General features: G+C 39.9%; 6 protein-coding genes. All 6 read right to left on the bottom strand.

What is annotated here, in order from left to right; translation table 11 throughout:
- Nucleotides 1-260: 260 nt before the first annotated feature.
- The 6 genes from QME45_14060 to QME45_14035 all read right to left on the bottom strand — a co-directional run bounded on the left by QME45_14060 (nt 261) and on the right by QME45_14035 (nt 7,319).
- The gene (locus QME45_14060; protein ID MDI6619755.1) at nt 261-1,355 is read right to left on the bottom strand and encodes a dipeptide epimerase; all 1,095 of its coding nucleotides are present in this window, start codon (nt 1,353-1,355) and stop codon (nt 261-263) included.
- Between the two features lie 158 nt (nt 1,356-1,513).
- Nucleotides 1,514-2,578 (bottom strand): serine hydrolase domain-containing protein, encoded by a 1,065-nt coding sequence (locus tag QME45_14055; GenBank protein ID MDI6619754.1) that lies wholly within the window; start codon nt 2,576-2,578, stop codon nt 1,514-1,516.
- An 81-nt stretch (nt 2,579-2,659) separates the two neighbouring features.
- A complete protein-coding gene (locus tag QME45_14050; GenBank protein MDI6619753.1) occupies nt 2,660-3,118 on the bottom strand; it encodes a GNAT family N-acetyltransferase in 459 nt (152 codons plus the stop codon).
- A gap of 173 nt (nt 3,119-3,291) precedes the next feature.
- A complete protein-coding gene (locus QME45_14045) occupies nt 3,292-5,175 on the bottom strand; it encodes an ADP-ribosylglycohydrolase family protein (protein ID MDI6619752.1) in 1,884 nt (627 codons plus the stop codon).
- A gap of 111 nt (nt 5,176-5,286) precedes the next feature.
- The gene (locus QME45_14040) at nt 5,287-6,789 is read right to left on the bottom strand and encodes a hypothetical protein (protein MDI6619751.1); all 1,503 of its coding nucleotides are present in this window, start codon (nt 6,787-6,789) and stop codon (nt 5,287-5,289) included.
- A 62-nt stretch (nt 6,790-6,851) separates the two neighbouring features.
- Nucleotides 6,852-7,319: a pyridoxamine 5'-phosphate oxidase family protein gene (locus QME45_14035; protein MDI6619750.1), complete on the bottom strand. Its 468-nt coding sequence runs from the start codon at nt 7,317-7,319 to the stop codon at nt 6,852-6,854.
- Nucleotides 7,320-7,777 lie beyond the last annotated feature (458 nt).

The raw sequence follows: 7,777 nt of genomic DNA, 5'->3' as shown, positions 1-7,777 counted from the left end.
AAAACTTGAATCTGCCGAATGAGTGTTCAAAATAACATAAGTTCATATTACGAATTGAAGTTGAAATAATAAAACTGTTAACCATAAAGGGAGCAGTTCATACGCAGGATATTGGCTTTATTTTATAATTTTGCTTAACCGTCCCTCTCCCCTCGCCTTCTGTCTGCATGTCTGAACGTCAGCCTGTTCTTTTGTTTTGCTTAACCGTCCCTTGCCCCCTTGCCTTACTCCTGCACTATCAAGTAATAGTCAACTTTTGCTTAACCGTCCCCAAACTCTATGCCTTTTATCTCTTTTATACCCAGGCCGGGTTCATCACCAAGCATAATCTTTGACCCGCTAAATCTTGCACCGCCCACAACAGGGTCTTTTGCAAGAAGTATAACCGGGTCCAGATCTGCTCTTGTAATATTTCTTTTCCCCGCCCCTAAGTGCGCGGCAGCAGTCACTCCAAGTTTGCTTTCGATCATGCATCCTATCATGCACTCGATGCCGTTTGCCTCAGCCATTGCATTAATTTTCAACGCATTGTGTATACCTCCGGCCTTCATCAATTTAATATTAATGAGGTCGGCCGCCCTCATGGATAGTATCCTGAACGCATCGTATGGTGAAAACACGCTTTCATCGGCAAGTACAGGTGTCTCCACATTTTCAGTTACGAATTTTAAGCCCTCTATGTCGTAAGCTTTAACAGGCTGCTCTATAAGCTCGATGTCAAGACCCAGATCTTCAAAAGTCCTGATCGTCCTGACCGCTTCTTTTGACTGCCATCCCTGGTTTGCATCAGCCCTTATTTTAATGTTGCCTCCCACTGCCGACCTGACGGCCTTCAATCTTTCCACATCAAGCTTCGAATCATTGCCTACTTTTACTTTCAGTATATTGAACCCGGCTTTTACATAATCAACAGCATCCTTTGCCATTTCATCAGGAGAATTTACACTTACGGTTATATCCGTCTCTATAACGTTTCCTGCCCCTCCCAATAGTTTATACAATGGTATTTTGTGAGCCTTACAGAACAAATCATATATTGCCATATCTATACAGGCTTTTGCGCTGCTGTTTTTAACGGCTGCCCCATCGATCCGGGACATAATCCCTTCCATATCGTCTATATCCATGCCTACGATGGCTTTCTTGATATTATCCTCAATGACCCATTTGATGGAGCCTATCGTATCTCCAGTTATTACGGCAGTCGGCGGTGCCTCTCCATATCCTGCCTCTCCCGCATCGGTCTCAACCACTGCAATAATATCTTCCGCCTTTGTAACCGTCCTCAAAGCCGTCTTGAATGGCTTCTTTAAAGGAATGCTAACTTTCCCGACCCTTATATCGGTTATTTTCATGTAACCACTACCTTTTTTTATGATGCCCATGATAAATTTTGCAATATTGGCCGGTAATGATGCAATCACTACCTTTTGCTTTTATGATACCGCTTACTCAATAAACACCAACACCGCATAAAAAGTATAGAAGCTTGGGACTTCTATACTTTTGCCGCTTACTCGATAGATGCCAGCACCGCATTGTGGAATAAACGCCTGAACCTCAATATGCCGGCATTCTCTCTCGTAGGGTGAACTCTGTTTGTAAGGAGTATGATATATATGTCATTTATCCTGTCGATCCACATGGACGTGCCGGTAAATCCTGTGTGCCCAAAGGCGGATGGATTTATTATATCTCCGCTGGAAGATATCTTATCCCCTTTAATGCACCATCCCAAGCCTCTGCTTTCGCCAAGATCCCTCGTATAATTTCTGGTCATAGCATCTACGGTTACAGGTGACAGAAAGCTTACATCTCCTACCCTGCCTCCATTGATAAACATATTTGCAAATTTTGCGGCGTCCTTTATATTTGAAAATAAACCTGCATGTCCCGATATTCCTCCGAAAAATCTTGCGTTTTCATCGTGAACTGTTCCTATTAAAGGCTTGCCCGTCTTATTGTCTATCTCTGTTGCAGCTATGTTTTCCCCCGCCGGGTTAAACGAAGTATGCGTCATGCCCAAGGGATCGAAAATATATTTTTTGCACAATTTGCCCAGTCTGTCGCCGCCGATTTTTTCGAGTATATAACCTAGAAGAATAAAGCTAAAATCGCTGTACACAACTTTGCTTCCAGGCTTATATTGAAGATCGGTGCTGCAGATATACTTTATGGCATCTTCATAATCGCTGCATTTATTGTACAAGTCCGTAAAAGGAATAAATCCGGCCGTATGGGTCAAAAGATTAAACATTGTAACTTCATCCTTCCCACAGCCATTAAAACATTTCAAATAATCTGCAACCCTGTCATATACCGATATCAGCCCTTTCTCCATAAAAACCATGAATAAAGTATCTGTTGCCATAATTTTCGTCAGAGATGCCATATCAAATCTTGTTTCGATGTTCATTGGAAGAACGTCAGGATATATGCATCTGTTTCCATAGCAGCCCATCCTGTAAATACCTTCACATCTGCCTACCGCAGCAACAGCACCTGGAAAACACTTCATCCTAATCGCGCCTTCTATAAGCTCCATGGCGTTATCGAGTTTTTTCTCATTTATAGGCAATCATATCACCCGCTATAATTAAATTTGTGGAAATCGCTTTATAACTTTTATCTTAGTTTATGGTTCCTAAATAAATCCGCATCATAATTTTTTAAGAAGTTTCACATATTCTCCATACTCGTCTTCACCTTCGAAGAGGACATTTGTGAAGCCCTTCTTTTCATATAAATGCCTTGCAATCAAATTATCCGTGTCAACTCCAATCGAAATCTCCTCATAGCCGAGCCTTTTGGCATAGTCAATCAAATAATCAATAATAATGCCGCCAATTCCGCGGTTGCGGTATCCATCTTTAACAATCATGCGAGAAAGATAAATCCTTTTACCCAAAATAGTATAATCCGGATCATTGTTCTTTAAAACCAGAGAGCCTTCTCCTATAAACTCACCGTTTTCAATATAAACGAAAGTAATTCTGCTGCCATTTATCAGCTCGTCATACCACTTCCTGGCCATATCAGGATTCTTCTCCATATTCCATATGTTGTCGCATTTATAATAATCCTCAGGTTTTAATCTGATTATCCTGTAAAAGCCCATAATCGTTACCTCAATTGTATAAATTATTTTGCATCACGTATATGCTGTTTTCAAAATTCAAGACGGGTGCATCAAATTTAAAACATTCACCCTTTAAAGGCCATCCACTGCACCGGTGTTCCACTTTCTTACATCGTACATAAAACATTCATCCCTTAAAAGCCCTTTTTATGCTATGAAAATAAAATATCCGTAAAGTAATAGTTGCCTCCCGGGGTTTTAGTTTCTGCCGTGGCAACCGGCAGTACATATACGCTCAAATCCTCATTCCCTTTAGAAATTTCTATCTTCAAAATATGTTCCCCTGCTGAAAGGTTCACCTCGGCCCTTTTGGATACCGGTGATCTATGGTATGCCGGCATGGATACCGTTTTATTCTGATCTTCAAAAAGCAATTTCCCGTCCAGCATCGCCTTTACCCCAGACGCAGTATCTACTATGATGCGAACCTTACGTTTTTCAGGATTTATCAACCTTGCTTTAGCTTCATATATTCCCTTTTTAGAAGTATCCATGAGTTTTTCAAACTCTATCCTGTTCCCGGAGCTTATAAGGCTTTTATATTCCAGATCGTCTGGACCTTTGACAGACCAGTTATTTGCCGTTACAAGATTGAATGCGACAGACTCCGTATTCCAGATAACCAGATCGTGTTTTCTGTTTATATTGAGTTTCAGGTTATAATAAGGCTTTATATTATCATCCGCCTGAACTTTTGCTTTCCACTCCATCGATTTTCCCGGCTCTAACCTGTATGGACTATTTCCCGAAACAGTCCATCCCCCTGGCACAATAAGCTCCAGATAACCTTCCCATGTTTCCATAGAATTGTTCGTTATCCTGAATACAATGTCTTTGTGTTGCCCTTTACCGATAGACGGCCCATCACCATAATCTATTGTAACTTCAAGCCCGGTATTCTCAATGGTACCCTCCGGGAGCAGATACCTGTCCAACTTGAAACTATAATTCCACAACCACCTCGGATCATAGTCCCCCCTAATCTGTCCGTTTTCATCTAAAGCGCCCTTTGGTATAAAACTTTCACTGTCATCCGCAATATATATCGGCATATCCCATTCCGCCATAACCCTTCTAGCGATCTTCGCTGTCCTTTCCGTAAGTTCCTTAAGATCGTACGGCGCCGCAAATCCCTTTACGGGAAGGCTTACGGCCACCCTATCTCCTACTGGAGCAGTCCATTTTTTAGGCAGGCTGCCCCTTCCGCCAAGTATGCCGAGGATTGCGCCGAGAGTGGCGCCTGTACAGTCGGTATCGTATCCGCAGTTGACGGCTTTCAATATGGCATCTTCAAAGCTTTCACCGTAAAGCCATCCAAGTACGGTAAACGCAATATTCTGAGGGGCATCTGTAAAGTTGGACCTTCCATGGTGTTTTATTATCAGATTTCTGCTTTCAATCCATGTTTTCCCCTCGCCATGCCATCTTATGAGGTCCTTTACAGCCTTAGCGGTGCGGCAATCATAAGGTATGAATGATAGTCCTGTATTTAAAAGTTTATGCACGTCGGATTCTAAAAATGCTGCGCTTTCTATGGCGGCAAAGAACATTTCACCAAATACGCCTTCTCCGCCTGCATGATCGACTATGGCGTCCTGATATGCATAGTAAGCGGCGACTCCTGGAGCTCCAGGAGATACCATGGCCCATATTTCAGATCTTATAGGCGAGCCCATACAGTTTGTAAACGGGTTGTTAAACCATCCTGCAACTGGCGGAACAAGCCCACGGCGCAGATTAGTTATGGCATAGCCATACTCATCATAAGGGAAAAAGACATGCTCCACCCACTCTTTGCCAAGCTCCTTTGAAGTTAGTTTTACACCGTACTGTTCAAGTGCATGAAGCCACACAAGCTGAAGATCCAGATCGTCGTTGGGCATCGGACCATCGGACAGCTTAGGATAAAATGTAAGATTCATAATCTCCATCCTGCCCTCTACAGGACCCCCGAGGGTCCCTCCTATATTTTTCCCCATCCAACCTCCATAAACCTTTTCGTAGTAATCACCTGAATTCAATATTATTTTACCCATGTCTTCCATCATCCTTTCCGATATAATATTTTTATATAATTGCCAGCAGCTTTATGATTCCATTGAAAATATATGTTGTATGTCATGAAATGTATTTGCCCCTGAAAGCGCTTATTTTCCGGAGTCCAGCCTGCTTTTTATTACTTCCAGTTTATTTCTTGCCGAATTTTTAACACCGGGATATTCTTTAAGTAATTTTTCTATCGCTGCTTTCTTTATATTGTCGTCATAAATAGTCCCGCTTTCAATAAGCTGCAAACATCCCTCATACGGTTTGCCGTTTTTAACGGCTTTTTGGTAATCCAGTATGGCTTTGGCATCTTTTCTGTTACTACTTGAATTTTTTAAATCAGTTGCCTTCTGTATTGCTTCTGCGGCTTTATTGACATCTTTTGCAAGCCAAGCCTGGGCAAGGTTATTATAAGACACATCTGAGTTCTTATCAATTCTTGTCTCCCTTTCGAATGTCCTAATGGCACTGTCAAAATCCATCATCCTTTCGTGAAAAAGTGCCAATGCATGCCAGGCCAACATATTTTTAGGACCTTTCTCCACAGCCTTGTTTAATCTCGACAGTTCCTTGTCAAACTTACCGGAGCCGTCATATAACTGGGCCAAGTCCAACAGAGCGTCTACATTATCCGGGTTTAACCTTATATATTCTTCAAAGCATTCAATATGTATGTTCCTGTAAAATTCTTGTTTAAATGCAGGAACCATATTATTGTATTCCTTCCAGCCGTTTTTAAAATCTTCGTTAAGTACTTTTTCATAATCCTGAAGAGATATCCCCGCCGCCTCATTGAATGCGACATTGAAATTCTTATCTTTAACATTTAATAATATATCCCTTATAACCCTTTCACCTTTCATAATGATCAACCGACTTATTGCATAGTGGCTCTGTTCATATACGTCATAGCCTTTATTGCTATAATCTGTCCACTGCTTTTGGGTGTTTAATTCGCTAAAAGCTGCCATTTTTTCAGGAGGAGGCCCATAATATCCTTCCCATCCTATATATTCCGAAACACCCTCCATAAACCGGACTGGGATTTTATTTTCATCTATCCGGTTTAAATTCAAAAATTCATAAAATACATGATGGGTATACTCATGAAGCAGCACATGCCGCAGGTATAAACTATTCAAACCCAGCGAAAGTGCATTAGCATAACAATCTTTCATAAATATATATACTGTCTTATCCCTTTTAAAATAAAGCCCCGCAGAATCATTAAATGACGGAGTCCTCTTTTTAAATACATCTTCGCCATAATCGAATTTAATAGCCAGTTTTCCGGCTGAGAACTCACCAAACAGCTTTGAATTATCAAGCTTTGCCTTATCCAGATAGGCATATACAAGTTTTAAAACCGGCTCGGATTTATCAGTGTAATATATGGTATTGTCTTTATATTCGGCTGTTTTGAATAAATTATCATATTCTTTAATCTTCTTATCTTTTTCAATTAAGTTATCGACTAATTTATATACGGATACGTTTTTATTTGATGACTTGAAAAGCAATAAATTTCCTCTGTCAATAGAATCTTTGATAAACAATATCGCCATACTTGCCAGTATTACGCCGGCTACCTTTATGGCCTTCAAGAATCGAGATCTGCCTCCTCTTGTGAAAAATAAAAAGGGCAGAAAAATAGTATGCTCCCTGCCTATTTGCTGTTATCGTAGTATTCTCTATGTGCCCTTCTATTCGTTAAATCTAAAAAATCTCTAAAAGGTCTGCCGTCTCGATACTTCCAGAGAGTAATAAGTAACGGTTCAATCTCAACTACTACTTCATTTTTCATATGGGAATATGTATTAAAAGAGCCGTTATGTACTTTCTTGAACTTTTCAATAAAGACTTTGTTTTCCTCACCAAATGGATGTCCCTTGATCCTTGCATTACCTTCAATTTGAATGTTGTCTACGCATAGGGCCACATTAGGGTTTTTAACGATCTGCTCACACTTAAGAAAGGTTTTATCAGTTTGAAAATATATTCTGCAATTTAAAACAACACAACTCACACTTCTTGCCGTAACTCTATCATCACTGCTTGTTGCCAGAACCATTATATTCTTGCTTCTCAGTAATCCCATAACTTCATATTTTAATCTTTCAAAATTTATATCCATAGCACACCTCACATTCCATAGGTTTAGATATCCGCCGCAAGTACCAAACGCTTCCATAAACCCGATATAAATCTCATTTCCAGTTTCCTATCATTCAATTTCTATGGGACAGTTCAGTTTTATTTATCATTTAGACAAGCATTATATTAAAAAGAATGAACTGATCTTTACTTTATGATATTATATCACAATCAGCAACAAATTTTTTCCTGAAATTTATAAACATATGTAAATATTGTTACCACCTGACTATCGGTTTCCTTAACGATAAACGATACAGTTCATCACATAAGGACATAAATTATATGCTACAATAAATATATGAAAAGTAAAAGTATTCTAAAGGTGAAAACATGGACGAATCGGTATTGGAAGCTTTAAATAATTTATTTACATAAACTCATTTTGTTGCAAATGAAAAGCATAAAGTGTGCTGCTGCACAATGAATAAATAGTTC

It is taken from the genome of Clostridiales bacterium, from assembly GCA_030016385.1.
Taxonomy (GTDB): Bacteria; Bacillota; Clostridia; order Clostridiales; family Oxobacteraceae; genus JASEJN01.
The sequence above is the reverse complement of the archived record's forward strand: the minus strand, read 5'-3'. Positions and strand labels throughout refer to the sequence as shown.